Genomic DNA, 22,373 nt, shown 5'->3' on the forward strand with positions numbered 1-22,373 from the left:
CCCTGGGGGTGCCCCCCCCCCCCCTCGCCCCAACGTTGTGCCCCAACCCCCCCCCCCCCCCCCCCCCCGGGCGGGGGGGGGGGGGGGGCCCCCCCCCCCCCCCCCCCCCCCGCGCCCGGACGGCCCGACGGCCGGACAGCGGCACGGCCGCACGACCGGACAGCGGCACGGCCGCACGACCCGGGCCCGGCTCAGCCGAGCCGGACGACCGCCCTGGCCATCCCGAGGACCTTCTGCCCGCCCGCGGTGACCAGCAGGTCGACCTGCACCCTGCGGTCGTCCAGCTTCTTGGCGACCTTGGCCGAGACCTCGACCACCGCGCCCACCCCGTCGTTCGGCACCGGCACCGGCCGGGTGAAGCGCACGCCGTACTCGACCACCGCGGCCGGGTCGCCCACCCAGTCGGTGACCACCCGGACGGCCTCGGCCATGGTGAACATGCCGTGCGCGATGACGTCCGGCAGGCCGACCTCCAGGGCGAACTTCTCGTTCCAGTGGATCGGGTTGAAGTCTCCCGAAGCGCCCGCGTACCGCACCAGTGTGTCGCGGGTCACCGGGAAGGACTGCGCCGGCAGCTCGGTGCCGACCTCGACCTCGTCGTAGCTGATCGCCATCGCGCTCACTCCCCCGCCTCGTCGGCGGCCCGGGCCACCAGGGTCATGACCGACGTCACCACGTGCTCGCCGGTCGCATCCGTCACCTCGCCACGCACGGTGATCACGTCATTGCCCGCCAGCGACTTGATGTTGTCGATGGTCACCACGACCGACAGCCGGTCACCGGCCCGCACCGGGCGGGTGTAGGCGAACTTCTGGTCGCCGTGCACGACCCGGCTGAAGTCCAGGCCCAGCTCCGGATCCCCCACGACCTGGCCGGCCGCACTGTAGGTGATCACGAACGGGAAGGTCGGCGGGGCGATCACGTCCGGGTGGCCGAGCGCCTTCGCCGCCTCCGCGTCGACGTACACCGGGTTGGCGTCGCCGATCGCGGTCGCGAACTCGCGGATCTTCTCCCGGCCGACCTCGTACGGCTCGGTGGGCGGGTAGCTACGCCCGATGAAGGAGGGGTCGAGTGCCATGGCAGCTCCTCGGAACACGGATGGATATGCGGACGGACACGCGAACGGATACGCGGACCGATACGAAAAAGGCTCCGGGCCGCACCCCCCATTGAGGGATGCGGCCCGGAGCCGAAGACCTGGTTCACACAGGCCCGGTGCCCTGCGAGAGGGTCAGCGGGTCTCGCGGTGCGCGGTGTGCGAGTTGCAGCGGGGGCAGTGCTTCTTCATCTCAAGACGGTCCGGGTCGTTACGCCGGTTCTTCTTGGTGATGTAGTTCCGCTCCTTGCACTCCACGCAGGCCAGCGTGATCTTCGGGCGGACATCGGTGGCAGCCACGGGAGTGCCTTCCTGGGGACAACGAATAAGAACACGACAAGAGTAGCCGACCGGGAGTGCGATCTCCCGACCGACTACGCGGGGTAGCGGTGACCGGACTTGAACCGGTGACACAGCGATTATGAGCCGCTTGCTCTACCAACTGAGCTACACCGCCACAGTGATCCGCAGCACAGCCGAAGCCGACTGCCTCTCACCAGAGCCCCCATGCGGAATCGAACCGCAGACCTTCTCCTTACCATGGAGACGCTCTACCGACTGAGCTATAGGGGCGAACGAGGAAGAGATTACACGTTTCGCGCCCGGAGGTGAAATCCGTATCCCGCGGCGAAGATCGCAGGTCGGCGAGGTGCACGGACGAACGATCCAAGGCCGGGCGTTCGATCGGCCCGCGAGCCGCACGGCCCGACCCGATACGACTATTGCCCGCCTCCCGGCACCCCGCCCCCGCGCCCCATAGGCTCGACGCTCATTGATCGGGCAAACGACCGGCCGACCGCACGGGCCGGCACGCGAAGGAGCCGGCGATGGACAGCGCAGCCGCCGACGGGCCGCACCAGGGGCCCGGCCCGGCGGCCAACCCGCTCGGGCACGGTCCGGTCCTGCTGCTCACCGGCGCCCGGCTGGCCGACGGGCGGGTGGTGGACGTCCGGATCAGCGGCGACCGGATCCAGGCCGTCGGCACCGTCGGCAGCCTCGGCCCGCTGCCCGCCCCGCCCGGCGCGCCCACCGTCACCACCGGCGCCCGGATCGACCTCAAGGGCTACCTGCTGCTCCCGGCCCCCGCCGAGGCGCACGCCCACTACGACACCGCCTTCTCCGCCGCCCTGCCCGCCCCGCCTCCGGACACTCAGGCCGACCTCACCCGCCGGGTCACCGAAGCCGCGCTCACCTCGCTCGGCTACGGCGCCACCGCCCAGCGCACCCACGTCCGGATCGGCGACGTGCACGGGCTGCGCCGGCTGGAGGCGGTGCTCACCGCCCGGCAGGCGCTGCGCGGGCTGGCCGACCTGCAGGCGGTGGCGATGCCCCGGCTGCTCACCGGCCGGGCCGGCGCGGACGGCCGGGCGCAGCTGCGCGAGGCGCTGAAGCTGGGCGCCACGGCGGCCGGCGGCTGCCCGGAGCTGGATCCGGACCCGTCCGGGTACGTGCAAGTGCTGCTGGAGGCCGCCCGGGAGGCGGACTGCCCGGTGGACCTGCACACCACGGCCGCGGACGCCGTCCGGCTGTCCCGGCTGGTCGGGGTCCTGGCGCCGCTGCGGCCCCGGGTGACGCTCGGCCCGTGCGGCGCGCTGGCCCACGGCGCGTCGGCGGTGCTGGCGACCGGCGGGGTACGGGTGGTGTGCCTGCCGCAGAACGGCGGCTGCACCGGCCTGGAGGGCCGGGCGGCGGGCCTGCGACCGGGTCTGCTGCGGGAGTTGGCGGCGGCCCAGGTGCCGCTGGCGGCGGGCAGCGGGGCGTTGCGCGATCCGTCCAACCCGGTCGGCCGGGCGGATCCGCTGGAGTCGGCGTACCTGCTGGCGGCCGGCGGGGAGTTGGGCCCGGACGCGGCGTACGACGCGGTGGCGAACCAGGCCCGGGCGGTGCTCGGGCTGCCGCCCGTCCGGGTGGACGCCGGGTTCCCCGCGGAGCTGCTGGCGGTGCGCGGGGACAGCCTGGCCGGGGCACTCGCGGGCGGGCACAGCAGGCTGGTGGTGCACAGCGGCCGGGTGGTCAGCCGGACCAGCGCGGTGCGGGAGTTCGCGGACACCGTGGCCCTGGCGCTGCCCCGGCAGTCCGGGAGCGCCGAGGACTGAAGCCGCGGGAGCCGGCGGCGGGGGCCGGGGCGCTACGGCACGTACCGGTACCCGATCCCCGGCTCGGTGACCAGGTGGCGCGGCCGGGCCGGGTCGCGCTCCAACTTGCGGCGCAGCCCGGCGAGGTAGACCCGCAGGTAGTTGCCGCGGCCCTCCTGCGCCGGGCCCCACACCTCGCGCAGGATCTGCCGTCCGGGCACCAGCCGGCCGGGGTTGGCGAGCAGCAGGGTGAGGATCCGCCACTCGGTCGGGGTGAGCCGCACGGTGCCGCGGGGGCCGGTCACGGTGGTGGCCGCGAGGTCCACGGTGTGGTCGCCGATCACCGGTCGGCCCGGGGCGGCGCCGCCCGGCAGCCGGCGCAGCACGGCGCGCAGCCGGGCCAGCAGTTCGTCCATCAGGAACGGCTTGGTGAGGTAGTCGTCGGCGCCCGCGTCGAGGGCGCCGACCTTGTCGGCGGCGTCGCTCCGGCCGGAGAGCACGATGATCGGCATCGCACCGTGGGCGGCGCGCAGGCCGCGCAGCACGTCCATCCCGTCGAGGTCGGGCAGGCCGAGGTCGAGCAGGACGGCGTCGGGGGCGCGGTGCGCGGCGCGGTCGAGCGCCTCGCCGCCGCCGGCGGCGGTGCGGACGGCGTAGTCCCGGGCGCTGAGGTTGATCCGCAGGGTGCGCAGCAGGGCCGGTTCGTCGTCGACGATCAGGATGTCACTCATGCCGGGGCTCCTCCCGGGTGGCGGCGGGCAGGGTGAGCAGCATCGTGGTGCCGCCGCCGGGGGTGTCCTCGACCTCCAGGCTGCCGCCCATGGCCTCGGCGAGGCCGCGGGAGAGGGCGAGGCCCAGGCCGACGCCGGTGGTGTTGTCGGTGTCGCCGAGCCGTTGGAAGGGCAGGAAGACCCGGTCGCGGTCCTCGGGGGCGATGCCGGGGCCGCGGTCGATCACCCGGATCTCGACCTGGTCGGCGTGGTGGCTGGTGGTGACCAGGACGGGCGTGCCGGGGGCGTTGTGGCGCAGCGCGTTGGTGATGACGTTGGCGAGCACGCGTTCCAGCAGCGGCGGGTCGGCGAGCACCGGCGGGGCCCCGCCGTCCAGGTCCACCGTCAGGTCGAGCGGCTGGACGGGTGCGGACGGGTCGGGGAGGCTGTCGAGCGCCCGGGGCAGGATCTCGTCCAGGTGGGTCTCGGTGAGGTGCAGGGTGAGGGCGCCGGCCTGGAGGCGGCTCATGTCCAGCAGGTTGTCGACCAGGCGGGTGAGCTTGACCAGCGACTCGTCGGCGGTGGCGAGGAGTTCGGCCTGGTCCTCGGGCGAGAACTCGACGTCGGGGCTGCGCAGCGAGGCGACCGAGGCGCGGGCGGCGGCGAGCGGGGTGCGCAGGTCGTGGCTGACGGCGGCGAGCAGGGCGGTGCGCATCCGGTCGGCGGCCCTGATCGGCTCGACCTCGGCGGCGACCACGGCCAGCCGGTCGCGTTCCAGCGCGGCGGCGACGTGGGCGGCGAAGGCGGTCAGCACCCGCTGGTCGGCGGCGGGCAGCCGGCGGCCGGTGAGCACCAGGACGGCGTCCGTGCCGACCGGGACCTCGGTGGTCTCGTTCGGCCCGTCGGCGGGCTCGAAGCCGCCCGGTGGGGGCGCACCCGGGTGCCCCGGCGGGCTCCCGCCTTCGCAGTGGGCGAGCACCTCGCCGTCGCCGCGGGAGAGCAGGGCGACGGCCCGCATGCCGAAGGCCGTCCGGGACTTCTCCAGCAGGGCGGGCAGCGCGTCCGCGCCGCGCAGCACGCTGCCCGCCAGGGTGGAGAGCGTCTCGGCCTCGGCGGTGGCGCGGGCGGCCCGGGTGGTGAGCCGGCCGGCGTGGTCGACCACGGTGGAGACGGCGAGCGCGATGGCCGCGAAGACCACCAGGGCGACGATGTTGTTGGTCTCGCCGATGGTCAGGCTGTGGATCGGCGGGATGAAGTAGTAGTTCAGCAGCACCGAGGCGATGAGCGCGGCCACCAGGGCGGACACGGCGCCGCCGAGCAGGGCGACGATGACCACGCCGAGCTGGAAGATCAGCGCGTCGGTGGTGAGGTTGATCCGGTGGTGCGCCTGGGAGAGCAGCGCGGTGAGCAGCCAGGGCACCGCGAAGCCCGCCGCGTAGCCGAGGACGGTGCGGCGCCTGGAGTGGCGGCGGCCGAGGGAGGGCAGCCGGCCGCGGCCGGTGAACTCGTGGGTGACCATGTGGACGTCGATGTCCTCGGAGGCGTCCACGGTGGTCTCGCCGATGCCGGGGCCGGTCAGGAAGCGGCTGGTCCGGCCGCGGCGGCTGGTGCCGAGTACCAGTTGGGTGGCGTCGTGGGCGCGGGCGAAGGCGAGCAGCGCGGTGGGGATGTCGTCGCCGACCACCACGTGATAGCTGCCGCCGAGGGTCTCCACCAGCTGCCGCTGCTGGGCGAGTGCGCCGGAGGAGGCGCCGGCCAGGCCGTCGCTGCGGGTGACGTGGACGGCCAGCAGTTCGCCGCCGGCCGTCCGGTCGGCGATCCGGGCGGCCCGGCGGATGATCGTTTCGCCTTCGGGGCCGCCGGTGAGGGCGACCACGACGCGCTCGCGGGTCTCCCAGACCCGGTCGATGTCGTGGCTGGCCCGGTAGTCGCGCAGGCCCTCGTCGACCCGCCCGGCGACCCAGAGCAGGGCGAGTTCGCGCAGGGCGGTGAGGTTGCCGACCCGGAAGTAGTTCGAGAGCGCGGCGTCCACCTTCTCCGCCTTGTAGACGTTGCCGTGGGCCATCCGGCGGCGCAGTGCCTGCGGCGCCATGTCGACGAGTTCGATCTGGTCGGCCCGGCGGACCACCTCGTCCGGGACGGTCTCGCGCTGGGGGATGCCGGTGATCTTCCGGACGACGTCGTTCAGTGACTCCAGGTGCTGGATGTTGACGGTGGTGAGGACGTCGATCCCGGCGGCGAGCAGTTCCTCGACGTCCTGCCAGCGCTTGGCGTGCCGGCCGCCGGGGATGTTGGTGTGCGCCAGCTCGTCCACCAGGACGACGGCCGGCCGGCGGGCGAGCACGGCGTCGAGGTCCATCTCCTCGAACTCGGCGTCTCGGTAGGAGCGGTGGGCCCTCGGCAGGACCTCCAGGCCGGCCAGCATGTCCTCGGTGTGGCGCCGGCCGTGGCACTCGACGTACCCGACCACGACGTCGGCCCCGCGCCGGCGTCTGCGCCTGGCCTCGTCCAGCATCCGGTAGGTCTTGCCGACCCCCGGCGCGGAGCCGAGGTACACCCTGAGCCGGCCGCCGCGGATGCCGGAGCCGGGGGTGAGGTCGCGGGCCATGGGCACTGCTCTTTCCATCGGGAGGGGACAGCCGGTCGGTGCGCGTCCGCGGACGCGGGCCGGTCGGCCCGGGCGCGGGAGGGATGCTCCCACGCCCGGGCCGACCCGGTCATCCGCATACGTGATGCGGCGTCACTTCTGCTCGCTCAGCGCCCTGTTGAGCAGGACGACGTTGACCGCCTCGCTGCCGAGGAAGCCGAGCGGGCGGCCCTCGGTGTACTTCTCGACCAGCCGGCGCACCGTGTCGGTCGGGAGGTTGCGGGCCTTGGCGACCCGGTCGACCTGCTCCTTGGCGTAGGGCACCGAGATGTCCGGGTCGAGGCCGGAGCCGGAGGCGGTCAGCGCGTCGGCCGGGACGGTCGCCGGGTCGACGCCGTCGAACGCGGCGACGGCGGCACGGCGGTCGTTGACGGCCTTCAGCAGGTCCTCGCTGTTCGGGCCGAGGTTGCTCGCACCGGAGTTGTCACCGGCGTAGCCGTTGGCGGCGGGCCGGGGCTGGAACCACTTCGGGTCCGGCTGCGCCTCCTCCTTCGGGTCGTCCGGGTTCTTCTTGGGCAGGTCGTAGTTCTGGCCGAGCAGGCTGGAACCGACCTCCTTGCCGTCGGCCGTCACGATCGAGCCGTTCGCCTTGTCGCTGAAGGCGACCTGGGAGATCCCGGTGACGAGCAGCGGGTACGCGACTCCGAGGATCACGGTCAGCACGAGGAGTACGCGCAGGGCCGTGAAGTGTGTCCGCACGGCGGCGGGCAGGGGCTTGGACATGGCGGTGGACTCCTCTCTCAGTTGAGGCCGGGAATGAACTGGACGAGCAGGTCGATCAGCTTGATGCCGACGAACGGCACCACCAGGCCGCCGAAGCCGTAGACCCCGATGTTGCGGCGCAGCAGCGAGCCGGCGTCGGACGGGCGGTACTTCACGCCGCGCAGGGCGAGCGGGATCAGGCCGATGATGACCAGGGCGTTGAAGACGATCGCCGAGGTGATCGCGGACTGCGGGCTGTGCAGGCCCATGATGTTGAGGTGGCTCAGGCCCGGGTAGACCCCGGCGAACATCGCGGGGATGATCGCGAAGTACTTGGCCACGTCGTTGGCGATCGAGAAGGTGGTCAGCGCGCCGCGGGTGATCAGCAGCTGCTTGCCGATCTCCACGATCTCGATCAGCTTGGTCGGGTTGGAGTCGAGGTCGACCATGTTGCCGGCCTCCTTGGCCGCCATGGTCCCGGTGTTCATCGCGACGCCGACGTCGGCCTGGGCGAGCGCGGGGGCGTCGTTGGTGCCGTCGCCGGTCATCGCGACCAGCTTGCCGCCCTCCTGCTCCTTCTTGATCAGGGCCATCTTGTCCTCGGGCGTGGCCTCGGCGAGGAAGTCGTCCACGCCGGCCTCCTCCGCGATCGCCTTGGCGGTCAGCGGGTTGTCGCCCGTGATCATGACGGTCCTGATGCCCATCCGGCGCAGCTCGTCGAAGCGCTCCCGCATGCCCTCCTTGACCACGTCCTTGAGGTGGATCACTCCGAGGACCCTGGCCGGAGCCGAGCCGACCCTGGTCGCCACGACCAGCGGCGTGCCGCCCGCGGCCGAGATCCCGTCGACCAGCGCCGACACCTCGTCGGTGACCCGGCCGCCGTTCTCGGCGACCCAGGCGGACACGGCCGCGGCCGCGCCCTTGCGGACCTGGTGGACACCCGCGGGCTCGTCCAGGTCCACACCCGACATCCGGGTCTGAGCAGTGAACGGCACCCAGGTGGCGTGCGTCAACTCGCCCTGGGCGCGGGCCCGCAGGCCGTACTCGCTCTTGGCGAGGACCACGATCGAGCGGCCCTCGGGCGTCTCGTCCGCCAGCGACGACAGCTGGGCAGCGCCGGCCATCTCGTCGGTGGGGACACCGCTCACCGCGAGGAACTCCGCGGCCTGGCGGTTGCCCAGGGTGATGGTGCCGGTCTTGTCGAGCAGCAGGGTGTTGACGTCCCCGGCGGCCTCGACGGCACGGCCGGACATCGCCAGCACGTTGCGCTGCACAAGGCGGTCCATGCCGGCGATGCCGATCGCGGACAGCAGCGCGCCGATGGTGGTCGGGATGAGCGCCACGATCAGCGCGACCAGGACGATCATCGACTGCGGGGCGCCCGCGTAGGTGGCCATCGGCTGGAGCGTGACGACCGCGACCAGGAAGACGACGGTCAGCGAGGCGAGCAGGATGTTGAGCGCGATCTCGTTCGGCGTCTTCTGCCGGGCGGCGCCCTCGACCAGGGCGATCATCCGGTCGATGAAGGACTTGCCGGGCTCCGCGGCGATCTTCACCACGATCCGGTCGGACAGCACCTTGGTGCCGCCGGTGACGGCGCTGCGGTCACCGCCGGACTCGCGGATGACCGGCGCGGACTCACCGGTGATCGCCGACTCGTCGACCGACGCGACACCCTCGACCACGTCACCGTCGCCGGGGATGGTCTGCCCGGCCTCGACCACCACGTGGTCGCCGAGGCGCAGGGCCGTGCCCGGCACCTCCTCCTCGGCCTGCGAGGCGGGCCAGTCGGTGAGCCGGCGGGCGACGCTCTCGGACTTGGTCCTGCGCAGGGTGTCGGCCTGCGCCTTGCCGCGGCCCTCGGCGACGGCCTCGGCCAGATTGGCGAACACGGTGGTCAGCCACAGCCAGACGGCGATGGTCCAGGCGAACACGGACGGGTCGACGATCGCGGAGACGGTGGTGACGACCGAGCCGACCTCGACCACGAACATCACCGGGTTCTTGACCATCACCCGGGGGTCGAGCTTCTTCACCGCGTCCGGCAGCGACGCGACGATCAGCTTCGGATCGAGGAGGCCGCTCGCCACTCTGTGCGGCGCGGCGGGCTCGGCCTGCGCGGCCGGTGCGGGGTTGAGCGTAGGAGTGGACATCAGGAGGAGAGACCTTCCGCGATCGGCCCGAGAGCCAGGGCCGGGAAGTAGGTGAGGCCGACGACGATCAGGATCACGCCCGACAGCAGGCCCACGAACAGCGGCTTGTGAGTGGGCAGGGTGCCCGGAGTCGCCGGCACCGGCTGCTGCCGGGCGAGCGCACCGGCCAGCGCCAGGACGAAGACCATCGGCAGGAGACGCCCGAAGACCATCGCCAGGCCGAGCGCCGTGTCGTACCAGTCGGTGTTGACGGTGAGGCCGCCGAAGGCCGAGCCGTTGTTGTTGGCGGCCGACGTGAAGGCGTACAGCACCTCGGCGAAGCCGTGGGCGCCCGAGTTGAGCATCCCGGCCCGCTCGCCCGGCAGGGCCATCGCCACACCCGTGCCGACCAGCACGATCGTCGGCGTGGTGAGGATGTACAGCGACGCGAACTTCATCTCCCGGCCGCCGAGCTTCTTGCCCAGGTACTCGGGGGTGCGGCCGACCATCAGGCCGGCGACGAACACCGCCACGACCGCCAGCACGAGCATCCCGTACAGGCCGGAGCCGGTGCCGCCGGGCGCGATCTCCCCCAGCATCATGTCGAAGACCGTCAGCCCGCCGCCGAACGGCGTGTACGAGTCGTGGAACGAGTTCACCGCGCCGGTCGAGGTCAGCGTCGTCGAGGCGGCGAACAGCGAACTGGCGGCGATGCCGAACCGCTGCTCCTTGCCCTCCATCGCGGCGCCCGCGGCCTGCAGGGCGCTGCCCTGGTGCTGCGCCTCGGCGAAGGTGAGCAGCGCGGCCGAGGCGACCCAGAACAGGCCCATCACCGCGACGATCGCATAGCCCTGGCGGTGGTCGCCGACCATCCGGCCGAAGGTCCGGGGCAGCGCGAACGGGATCACCAGGAGCAGGAAGACCTCGACCAGGTTGGAGAAGCCGTTGGGATTCTCGAACGGGTGCGCCGAGTTGGCGTTGAAGAAGCCGCCGCCGTTCGTGCCGAGCAGCTTGATGACCTCCTGGGAGGCCACCGGGCCGCCCGGGATCCTCTGCACCCCGCCGCCGAGCGTGGTCACCTCGTGGAAGCCGTGGAAGTTCTGGATCACGCCGCTGGCGGCCAGGACCAGGGCGAACACGATCGAGACCGGCAGCAGCAGGCGCAGGTTGATCCGGACCAGGTCGACCCAGAAGTTGCCCACCCGGTCCGTCCTGTTCCGGGTGAAGCCCCGGACCAGCGCGGCCACCACGGCTATGCCGACGGCCGCGGAGACGAAGTTCTGCACCGCCAGGCCCGCCATCTGCACCAGGTGGCCCATCGCGGACTCACCCGCGTAGGACTGCCAGTTGGTGTTGGCGACGAACGAGATCGCGGTGTTCCAGGCCTGGTGGCCCGACATCTGCGGAACACCCAGGTTCAGCAGCAGGTAGCCCTGCAGCCGGATCAGGCCGTACAGGAAGAGCACCGAGACGGCCGAGAAGGCCAGCACCGAGCGCAGGTACACCGGCCACCGCTGATCGGCGTCACCGTCGACGCCGATCAGCCGGTAGATGCCGCGCTCGGCTCTGAGGTGCTTGGAGGTGGTCAGGATACGGGCGATGTAGTCGCCGAGCGGGCGGTAGCACAGGGCCAGCGCGCCGACGAGGGCGAGGGCCTGCAGCCAGCCCGCGAGAGTGGACCCCATGTCAGAACTTCTCCGGGAAGATCAGCGCCACGACGAGATAGCCGACAAGTGCGACGGCCACGATGAGACCAGCGACGTTCTCGGCGCTCACAGCTTCTCCACCCCCCGCGCGACCAGGGCGATGACGGCGAACACGGCGACCGTGACACCGACGTAGATGAGATCGGACATGGGCTCCACCAGCGTGCTTCGGGAGATGCCGCGACCTGGCCGAACGGCTCGCGCGGCGCCGGCGGAAGACCGGCAGATGCAGCAAAGCAGCGGCCGGAGGCGCGTTTCGGAGCCCTGACGCCCTCCATACGGGTGATAGCGCCGCGTTGACGCGACCTTGACGGACGCTTCACCTGCCCGAGACCGAGACCCCCGCGGAAGGCCCGGTGGAAGGGCCGGTGGAAGGGCCGCCGGAAAGCAGAAGGCCCCGGGCGGCAAGCTGCCGTCCGGGGCCGTCCATGCGTTCCCGATGTGTTCCCGACGCGTTCCCGATGCGGCGACGAGTGGGCGCCGACCGGGCCTTGACGCTCCGATCGGGCCTCCGCAACTCCGGCCGGTGGCTGTTGGCGGGGGTGGGTGAGCCGTTGTCCCGGCGGGCGCCGGTTGGGAAGACGATCAGCTCGGAAGGACTCCCACCCCCGGCTCCCCACTCTGCTGCCCCAGTCCCGTAATTGCAAGCAATGCGCAATAAGTGTGCCCACACGCGCGCCCCGAACGGGCGAGGCGGGAGGGACAGGCGGGGCAGGCGGAAAGGCCACGACGGGCGGGAAACGAAACGGCCCCCGATCCGCGTTTCCGCAGATCGGGGGCCGTTTCTCTATCCTGTGGCTGGTGTAGGGTTCGAACCTACGTAGGCTATGCCGGCAGATTTACAGTCTGCTCCCTTTGGCCGCTCGGGCAACCAGCCAGGATTTCGCCGACCGGGGTGTTTGCCCCGTTCGACGTGGTAAACCATACCTGATGCCAGGGGGTGCTTCGCCACTCGATAGGCCGCGCGAGGACCACGGGCCGCCGTGCCGCCGGGGCGGGCGAACGCGGGGTGGCGCTGGATAGGCTGGGGCGGCGGACGCCCCGTGGGGCGGGCCGTGCCAGTGAAGCCAGAGCATCAAGGAGACCAACACCCATGGCCGACTCCAGTTTCGACATCGTCTCGAAGGTCGAGTGGCAGGAGGTCGACAACGCGATCAACCAGACCTCCCGCGAGATCGCGACGCGCTTCGACTTCAAGGGCGTGGGCGGCGAGATCAGCCGCTCCGGCGAGAAGATCGAGATGAAGGCCAACGGCGAGGAGCGCGTGCGGGCCATCCTCGACGTGCTGCAGACGAAGTTCATCAAGCGCGGCCTGTCGCTGAAGGCGCTGGACGCCGGCGAGCCCCAGTTGTCCGGCAAGGAGTACAAGATCTTCGCCGACATCAAGGAGGGCATCACCACGGAGGACGCGAAGAAGGTCGCGAAGATCATCCGTGACGAGGGCCCGAAGGGCGTCAAGGCGCAGGTCCAGGGCGACGAGCTGCGCGTCACCTCGAAGAGCCGCGACGACCTCCAGGCCGTGCAGGCCCTGCTCAAGGGCAAGGACCTGGACTTCGCGATCCAGTACGTGAACTACCGCTAGTAGACGCCGCTGACCTGCGGAAACGCAGGGTCCGGGTGGCCACAGGGCACAACGAGGGCACTTCGGCGGGGACAGCCCCGATCGCCGTCCTCGTTGTGCCCTCCTCGTCCCGCCGCGGGTGAACGCGGAGGTGTTCGCCACAGAGGCTTCCGGCTCCAGAACACGGTGACTCCATAGCACACCATCCGCTACGATCGGCTCCCCTGGGGGTCAGGCTTTCCCGCACGTGTTCCTGCTGCCGTGCGATTCGGTCCCCCGTCGCGCAAGAGGAGCCGGGTCACCGAGATGCCTTACACCGCCGAAATCAGCCGCACCAACCCCGGCTGCTTCATCTTCCTGGTGGACCAGTCCGCATCGATGAGCGATCCCATCGGCAGCGGCGAGATGGTCCAGCAACGCGCCCAGGTCGTGTCCGACGCCATCAACCGGCTGCTGACCGAGCTGTCGGTCAAGTGCGCGAAGGAAGAAGGCGTCCGCGACTACTTCCACGTCGCCGTGATCGGCTACGGCCACACCCAGGTCGGCTCCGCCTTCACCGGCGCGCTGGCCGGGCGTGACCTCGTGCCGCTGAGCGAGATCGCAAACAGCCCCGCCCGTCTGGAGAGCCGTACGAAGAAGGTTCCGGACGGCGCCGGCGGTCTCGTCGAAACGACCGTGCAGTTCCCGGTCTGGATGGACCCGGTCACCAACGGCGGCACCCCGATGACCCGGGCCCTCGGCTACGCCGACTCCCTGGTCGCCCGCTGGGTCGACCAGCACCCGGGCGGCTTCCCGCCCATCGTCCTCAACCTGACGGACGGCGAGTCCACCGACGGCGACCCCACGAGCGCGGCCATCGGGCTCGCCTCGCACGCCACCGCCGACGGGCCGGTGCTCCTCTTCAACCTGCACGTGTCCGGGGCGAGCGGAACTCCCGTCACCTTCCCCGACAGCGAAAGCGAACTCCCGGATACCTACTCCCGGTTGCTCTTCCACATGTCGAGCGTGCTGCCGAGCCACATGCGTTCCTACGCCGCTTCGCAGGGCCACCGCGTCAGCGAGGCCACGCGCGGTTTCGTCTACAACGCCGACATCACGTCCATCATCGAGTTCCTCGACATCGGTACGCGCGCCACGGAACTGCGCTGAACGGCGTGGGCGCGCACTCAACGCCCCTTGACGTCCAGCACTTCCGCGTGCCCAAGACGGGCAACTCGTTGGAGGAATGCGAGGACGCCATCGAGGCCTCGTTGTCTTCCGACACCAGCTCGTTCTTCGCCGCCGTGTCCGACGGGGCGTCCGAGAGCCTGCTCGCCGGAGCTTGGGCCGGGCAACTGGTGAAGGGCGCGGTCGCGTCGATGGTGGCTGCCGATGAGCGGGGGGATCGGCAGGGCGTCCTGTCCGGGGCCTTCGTCGAGGATCTCCTGGCCCGCACCGTCGACCAGTGGGATGGGTACCTCTCGACGTACCAGGCGGAGCGGGCGGCCAGCGGGCGGCCGATCGCCTGGTACGAGCAACCGGGTCTGGAAAAGGGGGCCTTCGCAACGCTGACAGCCGTTCACGTGCAGGCGGTACCCCCCGGTCCGGAGGGTTCCGAGGCGGCGCCACGCTGGGCCTGGCGTGCCCTCGCCCTCGGCGACAGTTGTCTCCTCCACCTCCGTGACGGCCGCCTGGTCACTTCGTTCCCCATCACGGACGGCCACGGATTCGGAATCACCCCTCAACTTCTGAGCAGCCGCAACCGGGACGCCACGCTGATCGCCAGCCGGATGTCGGCCGCAGCGGACGAGCTGCGCACACACGACGAGCTCCTCCTGGCAACCGATGCCCTGGCGGCGTGGCTGCTGTCGCACCCCGAGATCGAATCGGGCGGAGCAGGGAAGCAGTTGGGCAGGCTCGCCGATCTGGGCGAGGAGACATTCGCCGACTGGCTCCATCACGAGCGGGCCGAGTCCCGGATGCGCAACGACGACGTAGCCCTCATTCGCGTGCGGGTGAAGACGGAGGGGTGATGGCGGTCTCCCCCGCTGGTGGACCTGTCGCCGGACGCAGATTTCCGACCGGCGCGAACTATGTGGAAGCCCTTCAGAACCCCGCGCTGTGTTTCGAGGACCCCGATCTCAAACACGGTACGGTCCAGCAGAGCCCCGTGCTCGGGCCGAAGGCGATCTCAGGGAACTTCGCGAGCGTCTTCTCCATCACCGCCCCGGGTGGTCAGCGATACGCGCTGAAGTGCTTCACCCGCGACAGCAGCACCCTGGAGGCCCGCTACCAGGCCATCAGCAAGCAGCTCGCCGGCCTCAGGCACGCCAAGCTGTCCCAGCCCTGGCCGGTCGGAATCGAGTATCTGCCGCGGGGCGTCCTCGTCGCCGGCCAGTGGTACCCGACCCTGAAGATGGCCTGGGCGGAGGGCACCAATCTGATCACCTGGATCGACCGGAACGTTCGGGACTCGACGGCCATCCTCAGGGTTGCCGAGCAGTTCTCCGCACTGGTGGCCGACCTGGAGAAGCTCGGCATCGCCCATGGCGACCTCCAGCACGGAAACCTCCTGGTCGCGTCCGATTGCACGTTCCGCCTCGTCGACTACGACGGAATGTACGTTCCAGACCTCAAGGGACAGGGGTCCACGGAGAACGGCCACCGCAACTACCAGTCCCCGAGCCGCACGAGCTCGGACTTCGGCCCCTCGATGGACCGCTTCTCGTCCTGGATCATCCACCTCAGCCTGGTCGCGATTGCCACCGATCCCGACATCTGGGCTCAACTGCACGACGATCAGGGAGAGTTCCTGATTCTGAAAGAGGATGACTTCAAGGAACCGCGGTCCTCGCTGGCCTGGAGCCTGCTGCTGACCCATTCGGACCCGAACCTTCGAGCGCTGGCCGCGCAAACGCACAGCCTCCTCACGGGCACCCGCGCGGTACCGGCGCTGTCCACAGCCGGTGCGATTCCGACCCAGCGTCCGGCTCCTGCAGCAGCCCCTGCGAACGGAACCCCCTCCTGGCTTGCCGGGCACATCCCGCCACCACGCAACGCCCCGGCGGGAAGCAGCGGGAGTACCGGCACGATCACCTCCGGGGGCTTCGCGCGTCGCCGAGCGACCGATGTCCTCTCCGGAGTCCTCGCACTGACCGGGTCGGCCGCCCCCGTGGCGCTGACCGCCATCAGCGTGATGCCCGCCGGTTACGGCTATCTGGCCGCTGCCCAGATCGGGGCTCTCCTCGTGTCCGGTGGTGCCCTCCAGGCCACGCGGTCCTCCCGTCCCGAGGTCAAAGCCTCGAAAGCCCGGCTGCGGGCACTTCAACAGCAGGCGGGAACGGTGGAGGACCCGGCGGCAGCAGTGCAGAAGGTCCGCGAGGAGATCGATGCCCTGGCCAAGGTCAGCGCGCACCGGGACGCACAGATCAATCAGCAGATCAAGAACCTCCAGGCTGAACTGCGCGACGAACAGGCCCGAATCACGAGCGCGCTCAACAAGGAGACCAGCAGCCTCCGGACGAAATTGAGCACGCTGGCCACCACGGAGCAGCAGCGGCTGGAAGCCGCGCTGGCGTTCGCGATCAGGACGCACGTCCGGGAAAGACTCGGCCGATCCTCCATTCAGGAGGTCAAGAGGCTCTCTAATATGGGCTCGGGGACAGTCGCCGCGCTGGTCGCCGCCGGCATTCGCACGGCCGCCGACTTCACCGGTGTCCGGTATGTACAGAGCAGCCGGTACAACAACCGCGACGCGTTCCTCATCAGGCCCAACGGCCAGGAGGTCAAGGTTCCGGGCGTTGGCGAAGTCCGGGCCGCCGCACTCGAGAGCTGGCGGACCTCGCTGGAGCAACGAGCCCAGAAGTCGGCTCCGACCAGTCTGAGCCAGCAGGAGCGGACAGCGATCCGCCAGCAGTTCGCCGCGCAGAAGAAACAGCACGAAGCCGACATCGCGCGGGCCGAGAGCGCGGCTTCACTGAAGCGCACTCAGCTCCAGCAGCGCATCACCACCCGCCAGCAGCAGGCCAACACGGAGAAGCAGCAGCACCAGACGGCTACTCAGAACCAGCGCGCGTTGCTTCTCCAGCAACAAGCCAAACTCGCCAGCGCGAGCGCCGCCCACAATCTGCTGGTCGCCCAGCTCTCCACGGCTGTCGAACAACATCGCCGCGCCTTCGGCCTGCGCCGGTACCTCCGCTTCATCGCGACGAACCGCTAGGGCCTACCTGGGACCGAGATCACGTTGCGGGGAGAACACGCGACGGGTTCGTCGCCTACAGCGTCCGCGCCCTGCTACTCCTTCGCGCTGCTCCGCTCACCGCCCGCGCCTACGTCTGGCTGCTGTTCGGCGCCTCCACCGCCGCCAGCATCTGGGCCAACACCCTCCACGCCGTGCGCCTCAACCAGCAGACCCTCACCGCCACCGGGCACCTGCACCTGAGCGACACCTCCGTCTGCATCCTGTCCGCCATCTCCCCGCTCGCCCTCGCCGGAGCCGTCCACCTCGGCATCCACACCACCCGCCACACCCGGTCGGCGGTCCGGCCGGACGGCGAAGCGCCGGTCCCCATCCTGACCCCCGTCCCCGCTTCCGGCGGCGGACAGTCCCCGGAGGACGAACGGTCCGCCGGATCGGACCAGACCGTGGCGGTCCGGCAAACCGGACTGAACCGGACTGCGGACGGGACCGCCGTGCCGACGCCGCCCGCGAACGGACCGGACGAGGACAGCCGCCTGGCACCAGGGGGCGCCGGCTGAGGTTGAGGAGAACAGCGACAGCCCTGAGAACATCGCTTCGAGCACTCCCGCGCGCCAGCCACGCCGCCGACACCGCGACCCGCAGCAGCGCCCGCACCGCGTGACCGTCCGATACAACGCCGCCGAGTACGAAGAGATCCGCCGCGCCGCCGCCAGCCGCACCCAGACCGTCTCGCGTTTCTGCGCGACCAGCAGTCTGAACGACGCCCGCGGCCTCAGCGCGGGCGATCCTCAAGACCGACTCGACCGCGCAGTCGACGAACTGGCCAACTCCCGCGCCCAACTGGCCCGGGTCGGCAACAACCTGAACCAGATCTCCTTCGCCCTCCACGCCAACGGCTTCCACCGCCCCGCCGAGCTCGACGAAACCCTGCGCCTCGTCCGACTCGCGGTCTCCCAGGTCGACACCACCGCAGCCAACCTCGTTGGCGGGTAGGGCGATCAGGGCAGTTGATGTCGATTCGATGTCGTTCTGGCTGGTTGGGAACATTTCCGCACAGGGTCGTCTTGTGTCGGTTCCCGCTGGCCAGAACCCCTGGAGGCGCCCGTGCCCGATCCCACCGACACCAACTGGACCTCCGACCGTCCCGTGATCCGTGCCGTCCCTCACCCGGGGACGCTCGACCCGCGCGGCATCACCATCACCTGCCCGAAGTGCGACGCCACCCGCGACTGGCTCCTCCTGAACGTGCGTGCCCAGGTCTTCGTCCGCTGCCGCTGCACCTGCGAATGGCACGAGCCCGACCTCGCCCGCGCCTACTTCGACGAGCACTTCACCGTCCCCGAGCGTGAGTGGGACATCTTCGACGACGCCATGACCGGGTTGGGCTTCGACGGCCTCCTCGCCGGAGCAGTTTGGAACCTGACCTGAACAACACGGGGAGACTGCCAGCGGTCGGCGGCGGCCTCCCCTTGCCACCATCGGGTAGTGGGCACCCTGCCGCAGGGCAGAGTGCCTGCCCGGTCAGAGGGGCACCGAGGCGAGTGCCTTCTGCTTGAGGCGGAGGTAGTCCGGCTCGTCGCCGAAGAGGTCGGGTTCGGGGGTCAGCTGGATTCCGGTGGCCTCCTGTACGGCATCGGCGACGGTTCGAGCGGCTGCGGCGAAGGCGCCGGAGGTGGCGTGGCCCTCGGCGACGAGCGTGAAGTGCTTCCCGGACATCCGGATGCCTGGCGCGATGGTCTGGCCGAGGGTGAAGCCGGCGGCCTTGATCAGCCAGCTGGCGCTGACCCTGGTCAGGCCGTCCGGGAAGTCGTTCACGGGTGCCTGCTCGGCCCGGAGCGTCTCGGCCTCTCGGAGGTCGACCACCGGGCTGAGGAAGACGCTTCCGACGTTGCGGTTGTCGGCCCCTCCGTGGTCGAGGACCATGCCCTTGCTGCGTCGCACCGCCAACACCGCGGCTGCCGCTTCCGCCAGGGGAACCGGAGCTCCCTTGGGGACATCGAGCTCCTTGGCGACCATTCCGTACGTGATCGGGGTGCTCAGCTTCGAGGGCCGGAGCCGGAAGGTCACGGTCAGGAGCGTCCAGCGGGTGGAGTGCTTGAAGATGCTGGTGCGGTGTCCGAGCCGACAGTCCTCGGCCGACAGCATGACCTCGCGGCCCGTGACCCAGTCCCACGCGGTGACGTGCACGAGGGTGTCCGCGACTTCCTGACCGTACGCGCCGACGTTCTGGACCGGTGTGGCGCCAACGGTGCCCGGGATGCCGATCAGCGTCTCCATCCCGGTCAGGCCGTTGTCGACGGTCCGTTCGACAAGGTCCTGGAGGGCGTGCCCGGCCTGGACGGTGACGGTGACGGTCTCGCCGTCCAGGCCGTGCTCGAACACCGCGCCCTGGGTGGCCATGCGCACGACGGGCGCACTGCACCCGGCGTCTGCGACGAGGATGTTGCTGCCGCCGCCGAGGACCAGGGGCCTCGCACCCTCCCGGTCGGCCAGAGCGACCACGTCGGTGAAGTCGGCCGCGTCGGTCAGCTCGGCGAGGGTCTCGGCGTTTCCGCCGATGCCGAGAGTGGTGAGCGGAGCCAGCGGGACCTGTGTGCGGACGTACATTGCGGTACCTCGGGTGCGTGGGGGAGTACAGGTTATGCGGCCAGGACGGCGCTGATCTGCTCGGTGACGTCGTGCGCCAGCGGGCTGTCGGACTGCTTGAACTCGTCGCGCAGGCTGGCCATCCGCTGTCTGGCCCTGCCGGATTCGAGGTACGGGCGGAGGCCGAGAGCCTCGCGGGTGGCGTCGGCGGCGCCGTCGAGATCGCGTTGCCTCAGTCGGGCCTCCGCCAGGGACATCGTGTGGAGAAGCCTGTTCCGGGGCTGTTCGTCGCCGAAGAGGTGCAGGCCGCGGAGGAGGTGCCGTTCGGCGACTTCTGGGCGGCCGAGTTCGAGCCAGGCCCGGCTGGCGTCGGCGGCGAGAACCGCCGGTGTCACCCAGTAGGCCCATGCAGGCGTGGTGCCGTCCGCTGCGAACTCGGCCAGGGCGGCTGCCTCGTCGAGGGCCCTGACGCAGTCGTTCAGTTGGCCCAGCTGGGAGTGGGCGCGGGCCTGCCGGGTGGCGAGGAGCGCGTGGACCGCCCCGCCCGGCGTGCCGCCGATTCCCTGCCGGGCGATCTTGATCAGGCGAAGGGCCTCGTCGTGCGCGCTGCCCCAGGCCGCCTGGTAGCTGAGGCAGGAGACGATGTTCGCCCCGAGCGGGCGGTTGTTGGCTGTGTGCGCGGCGCGGAGCCCGAACAGGAGATAGCGCTGGCCGAGCGCGTTGCGTCCAAGGTCGCACGCCAGCCAGCCGGCCAGCTGCGCGAGCTCGGCGAGCACGCTGTGGAGGCGCTGCCCTATGGCCGGGTCGTAGGAGCCGTTGCGGGCCAAGTGTGCGGCCCAGTTCAGATCTTGGGTGATCCAGTCCAGTACGAGCGGGCCGCCCTGGACGTCGTCGATCCGGCGGAGCTGGGCGACGCGATCAACGAGGACGTCGATGGCCTGCGGGCTGATCGCCTCCCCGTTCGGCCGCCCGATGACCGGCTCGTCCTCGGTGGTCAGCCACTCGACGGCCGCGCCGATGAGTCCCTGGCCGGACACGGGCCGCAGCACTCCGAGGCCGGAACGCAGGGGGCCTGCCGTGAAGGACCCGAGCCCCGCCCACGTGCCCTCCTGCGACCACGGTTGCCGCAGCCAGCCGTCAGCGCCGACCACGGCGGCCTTCGCCGGCCACAGGGCCGCGACGGTGATCGTCTCCTTCAGGTGGTGGGAGAGGATCGAGGCGACGATCTGGGGAAGATCGCCGCGCGGCGTGGAGCCCTTGAGCCAGCCGTAGGGAGCTTTCGGGCTGATGCTGTTCGGGCGCACGCGGTTGATCTCGCGTGCCAGTTTGTCGGGCGACCAATCGAGTTGCTTGAGGCAGTCGCCGAGCAAGGAGCCTTCGTCCACAGGTGACCTCGGAGTCCGATGCGGCCGACAGTTCTTCGCCAACGTACAGCAGCCATCGGCGCCGACCTCTGCCCCCGCCCGATTCTGACCATTCTGACTAGCACCTGACCTGACTGACCATCACTTCCCCTTCCCGGCGGGGGTTGCAGTGCGTGAGTGTTTCGACATGCCCCGGCCGCCAGCGTCGTGAACGTCACCGCCGTCCGGCCGTGGGGAAGCGCGCCCCCCTTGGGCTGCGCACATCCGGTACCTCGATCGCACTCGACCACTGCGGGGCCTTCAAGGCCGCGCGTAGTCCGGAGGGGAAGACGATGATCCGCGTTCTGGGCAGCACGCCCGGCAGGCGCTGCCGCAGCACCGATCGTGACCCGATCGGCTCAGTTCTCTTCACCGCCCTGTGGGCCCTCGGCCACGTCCTGTGCCTCGCCCTGCTCGGGACGGTCGTCCAGCACCAGCTCGCCTCATCGAGCCACAGCCACACCACGGCGCTCGACGGCGTTCAGCCGCCCACGCTGCACACGGCCTGACCATCCGGCCCGCAGCGGCCCACCCATCCAGACACCAACCAGCAAGACCATTGGGGGACTTCAATGCTGCACAGCACAACGCCCGGAGGCGCCCTGTCCCGGGCCGTCGTCACCGGAGCCGCAGGCTTCATCGGATCGCACCTGGTCGACGCCCTCCTCGCGGCCGGCACCGCCGTCGTCGGGGTGGACCGCCGCGACCCGCGCACCGACCCGCAGGCAGCGACCAACCTCGCCGGAGCCCTCGACCACCCCGGCTTCACCTTCGTCGCCGCCGACTTGAGGACCTGCCCACTCCAGGCCCTCTTCCTGCAGGCCGACGCGGTCTTCCACCTCGCCGCCCTGCCGGGCGTGCGCGGTTCCTGGGGCGAGCGGTTCTCCGAGTACACCGCCTGCAACGTCTTCGCCACCGAGCGGGTGTTGGCCGCCTGCGAGGACGTCCGGGTTCCCCGCCTGGTCTACGCCTCCTCGTCCAGCGTCTACGGGACCACCAACGGCGGCGCCACCGGCGAAGCGATCACGCCCAACCCCGAGTCCCCGTACGCGATCAGCAAGCTCGCCGGTGAACAGCTGTGCCTGGCCCACGCGGGCAAGGCCACCTCCACGGCCACGGCGGTGGCGCTTCGGCTGTTCACCGTCTACGGGCCCCGTCAGCGCGGCGACATGCTGATCGGCCGCGCGCTCACGGCGGCGCTCGGCGGACCCGCGCTGGACCTCTACGGGAATGGGGACCAGCGCCGCGACTTCACCTACGTGGGCGACGTGGTCCAGGCCGCCATCGCCTCCGCGGCCGCGCCCATCACCACGACTGTGCTCAACATCGGCGCCGGCGTCAGCACCAGCGTGCTGGAGGTGCTGGCCGCCGTCGAAGAACTGACCGGCCACGCGGTGCCGGTGAACCGGCTGCCTGCCCAGGCCGGCGACGTCGAGGCCACCCTCGCCGACCACTCCCGGGCGGTCGACCTCCTGGGCTGGGCGCCCCGCACCGCCCTCCTCCAGGGCATCTCCCGCCAGCTCGCCCACCTCACCGCCAACTCCCCGCAGCCCGTGGGCGCCTGAATGATCCGCC

The 22,373-nt window shown here is 70.9% G+C and carries 21 protein-coding genes and 3 tRNA genes; 10 read left to right on the plus strand and 14 right to left on the minus strand.

The window, feature by feature from the left end:
• Positions 1–191: 191 nt before the first annotated feature.
• The 5 genes from AC0B61_RS06860 to AC0B61_RS06880 all read right to left on the minus strand — a co-directional run bounded on the left by AC0B61_RS06860 (position 192) and on the right by AC0B61_RS06880 (position 1,669).
• Positions 192–614 carry a MaoC family dehydratase gene (locus tag AC0B61_RS06860; RefSeq protein WP_471739543.1) on the minus strand — a complete coding sequence of 141 codons (423 nt, stop codon included), beginning with the start codon at positions 612–614 and terminating at the stop codon, positions 192–194.
• A gap of 5 nt (positions 615–619) precedes the next feature.
• Positions 620–1,078, minus strand: coding sequence for an FAS1-like dehydratase domain-containing protein (locus tag AC0B61_RS06865; RefSeq protein WP_471739544.1), 459 nt, complete (start codon positions 1,076–1,078; stop codon positions 620–622).
• Between the two features lie 153 nt (positions 1,079–1,231).
• A complete protein-coding gene (rpmG, locus tag AC0B61_RS06870) occupies positions 1,232–1,396 on the minus strand; it encodes a 50S ribosomal protein L33 (RefSeq protein WP_006604855.1) in 165 nt (54 codons plus the stop codon).
• An 84-nt stretch (positions 1,397–1,480) separates the two neighbouring features.
• A tRNA-Met gene (locus tag AC0B61_RS06875) sits at positions 1,481–1,553 on the minus strand.
• Between the two features lie 43 nt (positions 1,554–1,596).
• A tRNA-Thr gene (locus AC0B61_RS06880) sits at positions 1,597–1,669 on the minus strand.
• Between the two features lie 254 nt (positions 1,670–1,923).
• Between AC0B61_RS06880 and AC0B61_RS06885 the strand changes: the two genes are divergently transcribed.
• Complete coding sequence (locus tag AC0B61_RS06885; protein ID WP_471739545.1) at positions 1,924–3,192, plus strand: amidohydrolase family protein; 1,269 nt, start codon at positions 1,924–1,926, stop codon at positions 3,190–3,192.
• Positions 3,193–3,224: 32 nt separating this feature from the next.
• Here AC0B61_RS06885 and AC0B61_RS06890 read toward each other — a convergent pair whose 3' ends face one another.
• From AC0B61_RS06890 to AC0B61_RS06920, 7 genes are all read right to left on the minus strand, one after another.
• Positions 3,225–3,902 carry a response regulator gene (locus AC0B61_RS06890; RefSeq protein ID WP_471739546.1) on the minus strand — a complete coding sequence of 226 codons (678 nt, stop codon included), beginning with the start codon at positions 3,900–3,902 and terminating at the stop codon, positions 3,225–3,227.
• The gene (locus AC0B61_RS06895) at positions 3,895–6,489 is read right to left on the minus strand and encodes an ATP-binding protein (protein ID WP_471739547.1); all 2,595 of its coding nucleotides are present in this window, start codon (positions 6,487–6,489) and stop codon (positions 3,895–3,897) included. Before AC0B61_RS06895 ends, AC0B61_RS06890 begins: the two co-directional genes overlap by 8 nt.
• Positions 6,490–6,621: 132 nt before the next feature.
• The gene (kdpC, locus tag AC0B61_RS06900; RefSeq protein WP_471739548.1) at positions 6,622–7,251 is read right to left on the minus strand and encodes a potassium-transporting ATPase subunit KdpC; all 630 of its coding nucleotides are present in this window, start codon (positions 7,249–7,251) and stop codon (positions 6,622–6,624) included.
• A 17-nt stretch (positions 7,252–7,268) separates the two neighbouring features.
• On the minus strand, positions 7,269–9,383 hold the full coding sequence (gene kdpB / locus AC0B61_RS06905) for a potassium-transporting ATPase subunit KdpB (RefSeq protein ID WP_471739549.1): 2,115 nt from the start codon (positions 9,381–9,383) through the stop codon (positions 7,269–7,271).
• On the minus strand, positions 9,383–11,047 hold the full coding sequence (kdpA, locus tag AC0B61_RS06910; RefSeq protein ID WP_471739550.1) for a potassium-transporting ATPase subunit KdpA: 1,665 nt from the start codon (positions 11,045–11,047) through the stop codon (positions 9,383–9,385). The genes kdpB and kdpA overlap by 1 nt, the downstream gene beginning before the upstream one ends.
• A gap of 1 nt (position 11,048) precedes the next feature.
• Positions 11,049–11,138 (minus strand): K(+)-transporting ATPase subunit F, encoded by a 90-nt coding sequence (gene kdpF, locus AC0B61_RS06915; protein ID WP_350519858.1) that lies wholly within the window; start codon positions 11,136–11,138, stop codon positions 11,049–11,051.
• Positions 11,139–11,863: 725 nt separating this feature from the next.
• Positions 11,864–11,945: transfer RNA gene (locus tag AC0B61_RS06920), tRNA-Tyr, on the minus strand.
• 216 nt (positions 11,946–12,161) lie between these two features.
• On the opposite strand from AC0B61_RS06920, the gene AC0B61_RS06925 reads away from it, so the two are divergent.
• From AC0B61_RS06925 to AC0B61_RS06955, 7 genes are all read left to right on the plus strand, one after another.
• Positions 12,162–12,650, plus strand: coding sequence for a YajQ family cyclic di-GMP-binding protein (locus AC0B61_RS06925; protein ID WP_471739551.1), 489 nt, complete (start codon positions 12,162–12,164; stop codon positions 12,648–12,650).
• A gap of 285 nt (positions 12,651–12,935) precedes the next feature.
• Positions 12,936–13,778 carry a vWA domain-containing protein gene (locus AC0B61_RS06930; protein ID WP_380668313.1) on the plus strand — a complete coding sequence of 281 codons (843 nt, stop codon included), beginning with the start codon at positions 12,936–12,938 and terminating at the stop codon, positions 13,776–13,778.
• A gap of 47 nt (positions 13,779–13,825) precedes the next feature.
• Positions 13,826–14,641: a hypothetical protein gene (locus tag AC0B61_RS06935; protein WP_471739552.1), complete on the plus strand. Its 816-nt coding sequence runs from the start codon at positions 13,826–13,828 to the stop codon at positions 14,639–14,641.
• The gene (locus AC0B61_RS06940) at positions 14,641–16,827 is read left to right on the plus strand and encodes a hypothetical protein (protein WP_471739553.1); all 2,187 of its coding nucleotides are present in this window, start codon (positions 14,641–14,643) and stop codon (positions 16,825–16,827) included. Before AC0B61_RS06935 ends, AC0B61_RS06940 begins: the two co-directional genes overlap by 1 nt.
• A 173-nt stretch (positions 16,828–17,000) precedes the next feature.
• On the plus strand, positions 17,001–17,366 hold the full coding sequence (locus AC0B61_RS06945) for a hypothetical protein (RefSeq protein WP_471739554.1): 366 nt from the start codon (positions 17,001–17,003) through the stop codon (positions 17,364–17,366).
• Positions 17,367–17,397: 31 nt separating this feature from the next.
• Positions 17,398–17,802: a plasmid mobilization protein gene (locus AC0B61_RS06950; RefSeq protein WP_471739787.1), complete on the plus strand. Its 405-nt coding sequence runs from the start codon at positions 17,398–17,400 to the stop codon at positions 17,800–17,802.
• A 111-nt stretch (positions 17,803–17,913) separates the two neighbouring features.
• On the plus strand, positions 17,914–18,237 hold the full coding sequence (locus AC0B61_RS06955) for a hypothetical protein (protein WP_471739555.1): 324 nt from the start codon (positions 17,914–17,916) through the stop codon (positions 18,235–18,237).
• 93 nt (positions 18,238–18,330) lie between these two features.
• Here AC0B61_RS06955 and AC0B61_RS06960 read toward each other — a convergent pair whose 3' ends face one another.
• Both AC0B61_RS06960 and AC0B61_RS06965 read right to left on the minus strand, forming a co-directional pair.
• Positions 18,331–19,416, minus strand: a complete 1,086-nt coding sequence (locus tag AC0B61_RS06960) for a UDP-N-acetylmuramate dehydrogenase (RefSeq protein ID WP_471739556.1) — start codon at positions 19,414–19,416, stop codon at positions 18,331–18,333.
• A gap of 32 nt (positions 19,417–19,448) precedes the next feature.
• Complete coding sequence (locus tag AC0B61_RS06965) at positions 19,449–20,780, minus strand: hypothetical protein (RefSeq protein WP_471739557.1); 1,332 nt, start codon at positions 20,778–20,780, stop codon at positions 19,449–19,451.
• A gap of 311 nt (positions 20,781–21,091) precedes the next feature.
• On the opposite strand from AC0B61_RS06965, the gene AC0B61_RS06970 reads away from it, so the two are divergent.
• On the plus strand, positions 21,092–21,307 hold the full coding sequence (locus tag AC0B61_RS06970; RefSeq protein WP_471739558.1) for a hypothetical protein: 216 nt from the start codon (positions 21,092–21,094) through the stop codon (positions 21,305–21,307).
• Between the two features lie 63 nt (positions 21,308–21,370).
• Complete coding sequence (locus AC0B61_RS06975; protein WP_471739559.1) at positions 21,371–22,363, plus strand: NAD-dependent epimerase/dehydratase family protein; 993 nt, start codon at positions 21,371–21,373, stop codon at positions 22,361–22,363.
• Positions 22,364–22,373 lie beyond the last annotated feature (10 nt).

The organism is Kitasatospora sp. NPDC023385 (assembly GCF_055664045.1).

Excerpts from the sequence above, each read along its gene's own strand:
- AC0B61_RS06885 (WP_471739545.1), top strand. The coding sequence starts at position 1,924 with ATGGACAGCGCAGCCGCCGACGGGCCGCACCAGGGGCCCGGCCCGGCG.
- AC0B61_RS06895 (WP_471739547.1), bottom strand. The coding sequence starts at position 6,489 with ATGGCCCGCGACCTCACCCCCGGCTCCGGCATCCGCGGCGGCCGGCTC.
- AC0B61_RS06890 (WP_471739546.1), bottom strand. The coding sequence starts at position 3,902 with ATGAGTGACATCCTGATCGTCGACGACGAACCGGCCCTGCTGCGCACC.
- AC0B61_RS06975 (WP_471739559.1), top strand. The coding sequence starts at position 21,371 with ATGCTGCACAGCACAACGCCCGGAGGCGCCCTGTCCCGGGCCGTCGTC.
- AC0B61_RS06925 (WP_471739551.1), top strand. The coding sequence starts at position 12,162 with ATGGCCGACTCCAGTTTCGACATCGTCTCGAAGGTCGAGTGGCAGGAG.
- AC0B61_RS06940 (WP_471739553.1), top strand. The coding sequence starts at position 14,641 with ATGGCGGTCTCCCCCGCTGGTGGACCTGTCGCCGGACGCAGATTTCCG.
- AC0B61_RS06860 (WP_471739543.1), bottom strand. The coding sequence starts at position 614 with ATGGCGATCAGCTACGACGAGGTCGAGGTCGGCACCGAGCTGCCGGCG.
- AC0B61_RS06930 (WP_380668313.1), top strand. The coding sequence starts at position 12,936 with ATGCCTTACACCGCCGAAATCAGCCGCACCAACCCCGGCTGCTTCATC.
- kdpB (WP_471739549.1), bottom strand. The coding sequence starts at position 9,383 with ATGTCCACTCCTACGCTCAACCCCGCACCGGCCGCGCAGGCCGAGCCC.
- AC0B61_RS06970 (WP_471739558.1), top strand. The coding sequence starts at position 21,092 with ATGATCCGCGTTCTGGGCAGCACGCCCGGCAGGCGCTGCCGCAGCACC.
- kdpA (WP_471739550.1), bottom strand. The coding sequence starts at position 11,047 with ATGGGGTCCACTCTCGCGGGCTGGCTGCAGGCCCTCGCCCTCGTCGGC.
- kdpC (WP_471739548.1), bottom strand. The coding sequence starts at position 7,251 with ATGTCCAAGCCCCTGCCCGCCGCCGTGCGGACACACTTCACGGCCCTG.
- AC0B61_RS06865 (WP_471739544.1), bottom strand. The coding sequence starts at position 1,078 with ATGGCACTCGACCCCTCCTTCATCGGGCGTAGCTACCCGCCCACCGAG.
- AC0B61_RS06960 (WP_471739556.1), bottom strand. The coding sequence starts at position 19,416 with ATGTACGTCCGCACACAGGTCCCGCTGGCTCCGCTCACCACTCTCGGC.